The organism is Candidatus Pantoea edessiphila (genome assembly GCF_002933345.1).
Taxonomy (GTDB): domain Bacteria; phylum Pseudomonadota; class Gammaproteobacteria; order Enterobacterales; family Enterobacteriaceae; genus Pantoea_C.
This window is the reverse complement of sequence record NZ_CM009559.1, coordinates 1-3,166: the sequence shown is the minus strand read 5'-3', so window position 1 is coordinate 3,166 and position 3,166 is coordinate 1. Positions and strand designations below refer to the sequence as shown.

The 3,166-nt window shown below is 25.7% G+C and carries 3 protein-coding genes; 2 read left to right on the top strand and 1 reads right to left on the bottom strand.

Annotated elements, in window-relative coordinates; genetic code table 11:
* Together CRV09_RS00090 and CRV09_RS00085 are read left to right on the top strand one after the other, a co-directional pair.
* Positions 1-573 (top strand): recombinase family protein, encoded by a 573-nt coding sequence (locus CRV09_RS00090; RefSeq protein WP_136132117.1) that lies wholly within the window; start codon positions 1-3, stop codon positions 571-573.
* Between the two features lie 99 nt (positions 574-672).
* A complete protein-coding gene (locus CRV09_RS00085; protein WP_136132116.1) occupies positions 673-1,170 on the top strand; it encodes an Hsp20 family protein in 498 nt (165 codons plus the stop codon).
* Between the two features lie 377 nt (positions 1,171-1,547).
* Here CRV09_RS00085 and repA read toward each other — a convergent pair whose 3' ends face one another.
* Positions 1,548-2,480 (bottom strand): plasmid replication initiator RepA, encoded by a 933-nt coding sequence (repA, locus tag CRV09_RS00080; protein WP_136132115.1) that lies wholly within the window; start codon positions 2,478-2,480, stop codon positions 1,548-1,550.
* Positions 2,481-3,166 lie beyond the last annotated feature (686 nt).

Sequence of the window (3,166 nt, the reverse complement as noted above, 5' to 3'; positions counted from 1 at the left end):
ATGCGAATTGGTTACGCTAGAGTATCAACACAAGAACAAGATAATAGTATGCAAATCTCTATGCTAAAGAAATCTGGTTGTTGTCAAGTTTTCCAAGAGACTATGTCAGCAGATTGTTTAAATAGACCTAGGTTAACTTGTTTAATTGATCAGTTGGGTCCTGGAGACGTTTTAGTAGTATGGAAACTTGATAGATTATCTCGTTCTTTAAAAGATTTATTAATATTGTTAGAAAAAATAAGATTGGTTGGCGCTGAATTTGAAAGTCTTACCGAAACAATTAATACTACAACACCAGCTGGTCGAATGATGATGCAAATAGTTGGGTCATTTGCTGAATTTGAACATGCTATGCTATGTGAGCGTACTATTATTGGTTTAAGAGTTGCTCGCAATAAAGGGAGAATAGGAGGTCGACGTCCAAAACTTAATTTAGAACAGAAAAAAGAAGCTTTAGAAATGATTAGTTTAGGTAAAAAAAAGGCGGTTAATGTAGCTAAATTTTTTGATGTTCATCCTTCTACTATATCTAGATTATTGAATAAAAGTAAAAATTTAATTTCAGAAAATTAATTTTTATTTTTTGTTTTACTTGAAAAGATATTTAGTATCCCAATAGTGATTTATATGAAATTATATTGTTATTTTTAAGTGTTAAAGGAGGATAATAATATGCCTTATCGTTCTTTTTCTCTTATGCCGTCATTTAGTAATAATTTGTTTTCTGATCGTTTTACTCAGATGGATAATTTATTTAGTCGTATTACTGGCGAAAAGCCGTTAGTGGATACACCTTCTTATAATTTATTAAAGAAGGATAAAGAAAATTATGAGCTTACGGTTAGTCTTCCTGGTTATTCTAGTGATGAGTTAGATATTTCTGTTCTTAATAATCAATTAATTATAAGTGGCAAGCCCGTTGTTAATAAAAAAGAGTCTGATAAAGATAAAGAAAAATCGATTGTTTGGTTACATCGGGGTATTAAAAAAAATGAGTTTTCTTTGAGTTTTAATCTTGAGTACAGAATAAATATAAATTATTCTAGTTTATGTAGTGGTTTATTAGTTCTTCGTTTTACTTATGATGTTCCTGAAAGGGAAAAACCTCAGAAAATATCTATTGGTGTTCAAGGTGAATCTAATAATATTATTGAACATCATACTTCTTAAGTATTTTTAAATATTAATTTTTATTTTGTTTAATAAAAACGCTTCAAATGAAGCGTTTTTTTATTTTCTTTTTTATTCACTGATATTTGCTAATAGAAGTATTATTTTTCTTTAATGAAATTTATTTCTGATCTATAGATCAGGAATATATTGCAGATAAATGTTTAATTAGTTTGCTACTAATTAAACATTTCATTTGCGGATAAATGTGAATAAAAATTTTTTATATCTATTAAATGAAAAAATTTTAATTTCAGGATTAAAATTAAATGAATCTATGTTTATAAAGATATTAAGGGTAAAAAAGAGACCATCCTTTAATTAGGAGGATTACTTGAAATAGTTATTTGGTAAGTTGGTGTTAAAAATAGATAAGATCAATGTATGGATTTATCAGGTCCTGGTTCCCATCTAATACCAAGTTTAAGTTGATTCAGATTTTTCCATACCAAGCGATCAAAACTTTCTGGATCCATATTTAAGAGTATATGATTTGGATAGGTATTAATAATCCAAGAAGCCATAATATAACGACGTTGGTCTAGAGGAAGGCTGGTGAGACGTTTACGCCTTTTTTCTCTTATAGCTTTTTCTCTTCTATATTTTATGGTTGCTAATCTCATTTTTTCTAACCATATAGCTCTAGCGGTTTTTAAAGAAATATAATTTCCAGGCTCAAGAATTCCTTTAGATTCAGCTTTAAGACGTCTATTTCTTTGATCTAACAGTTTATTTATATTTATCCCGCATAATTTCCAAAATCTTTCTGTTAAAATAACGTGGCGTGGGATCCAGTATTCTTCTACTGGATCCCATTCTATATTAGGTAATTCACATAATCCATAACGTACCATTTCGGGAAATAATCTTGATAAACGAGATGGAGTTACTCTAGTTTCTGGAATTACATCCTTATTTTCATTTTTGGGGCTTAATTCATTAGCTAATTTAGTTATATTGGTTGTAACGATCCAACTTCCTATATCAGCTTTTTGTATTAAAAGTGGAAAAATAGCATCTATGAGGGCTCTTTTGTCTGGTCTGAAATCTCTTTTTCTTCCTGCGATTTTTCTTAAGTTTAAAAAGTATGGATCTCTAGATATTCTGCGTCTTAAACAAGATTTGCCGCTTTCTTTATCTTTTATTACTAATCTACGCATTGCATGTCCGAATTCTCCTGGTAATGATTTGTAATTTGCAGGAGCGAACCATTCTGGTTTGGGACATTTGCATTTTGTAGAATGATCGCCTCTTTTTCTTTTATCTTTTTTTATTTTTTGATTTATTATAATTGAAGTTTTATTTTTCATTTTATGCTATACTTATGTTAGGTTGTTGTTTTTTATAAAATGTATATGTTTTTGTATTTAGTGTTTTTTTAATTTTATAACTTCTTGGTTCTTTTTTAATTTTTTATTTAATTTAGAATCAAGAGGTTTTTTTATTTTATTCTCTAAAAAAATTATTGATAATTTTATTTTTATACATAGTTTTTTATTTTTCTAATAATTAATTTAAAATTAATTATAGTATAAGATGTGATTTGAGATAAACTATTCTTTATTTATGTATTTGTAATGTTTTTATATATATTACTTTTTTAGTGTAAGTTATTAACTTTAATGGTTAAATTTGTAACTTATATTTTTTAGTTATAAATTAATATTTTTGTATATAAAAATTAATCAAATAGAGTTCAAAAAGATTTTGATAAAAAATAATTTTATTTATGATAAAAATCAATTTTTTAATAATTTTTTTGTAAAAAACAAATTCTATTATTATTTATGTGTTAATAATATATTATTTTCTAATACTTATTAAATTAATATATCTTAATTATTTTAATTTTATATTGATTAGTAATTTTAATATTTATATGATTTTTATTTTTTTTATGCCAGTTAATTGCAAAAACTAGCATTTTTGCAATTAAAACTCTACTAAAGGTGTATAAAGTTATTTTTATAAGAAATTAAGTTAATGGTAATTTAAT

Coding starts and splice junctions, on each gene's coding strand:
- CRV09_RS00090 (WP_136132117.1), top strand. CDS start 1: ATGCGAATTGGTTACGCTAGAGTATCAACACAAGAACAAGATAATAGT.
- repA (WP_136132115.1), bottom strand. CDS start 2,480: ATGAAAAATAAAACTTCAATTATAATAAATCAAAAAATAAAAAAAGAT.
- CRV09_RS00085 (WP_136132116.1), top strand. CDS start 673: ATGCCTTATCGTTCTTTTTCTCTTATGCCGTCATTTAGTAATAATTTG.